The organism is Sodalis-like endosymbiont of Proechinophthirus fluctus (genome assembly GCF_001602625.1).
Classification (GTDB): Bacteria; Pseudomonadota; Gammaproteobacteria; order Enterobacterales; family Enterobacteriaceae.
The window spans coordinates 1-731 of record NZ_LECR01000048.1 but is presented as its reverse complement, the minus strand read 5'-3'; the positions used below and the strand labels follow the sequence as shown (position 1 = coordinate 731).

The 731-nt window shown below is 60.5% G+C and carries 1 protein-coding gene; it reads left to right on the top strand.

The window, feature by feature from the left end:
* On the top strand, positions 1-731 hold a 731-nt coding region (gene folC / locus BG74_RS05660), incomplete at both ends, for a bifunctional tetrahydrofolate synthase/dihydrofolate synthase (RefSeq protein ID WP_244267347.1).

The window sequence follows — 731 nt, the reverse complement described above, 5'->3', positions numbered from 1 at the left end:
CAAGCCACATCGTCACTGACCGCGTGGCTTTATTATATTGAACGTCTGCATGCCAAACCCATCGATCTGGACCTGGAGCGGGTAATCTATGTGGCCAGCGTCCTGAATTTGCTGCGCCCGGCTTCCTGGGTCATTACTATAGGTGGTACTAATGGCAAAGGTACCACCTGCCGGCTGCTAGAAGCCATCTTGCTAGCCAGCGGCATGCGGGTTGGGGTCTATAGCTCACCGCATTTGCTGCGTTACACAGAACGGGTGCGTATCCAGGGCGGAGAATTGCCGGAAGCTGCTCATAGTGAAGCGATGGCGATTATCGAAGCCGGTCGTGGCTCAGCCTTCCTTAGCTATTTCGAGTTCGGCACGCTCGCAGCGCTGCAGCTGTTCCGGCAAGCGTCGCTGGATGTGGTGATCCTCGAGGTCGGGTTGGGGGGGCGGCTGGACGCTACCAATATCGTTGACTCCGACGTTGCCGTTATCACCTCCATCGCCCTCGATCATACCGATTGGCTTGGGCCGGATCGCGCCAGTATCGCGCGGGAAAAAGCCGGCATTTTCCGTCTCGGTAGGCCGGCGGTTGTGGGTGAGCCCGATCGGCCGGCGACGCTCGACGCTGCCGCGGCCGATAGAGGCGCGGTCTTGTACGCCCGTGATCGCGATTGGTGGTGGCACAACGACGGTCAGCACTGGCACTGGTGGGACGGCTTGCGCGAACTCACGGAGCTGCCGCTGCC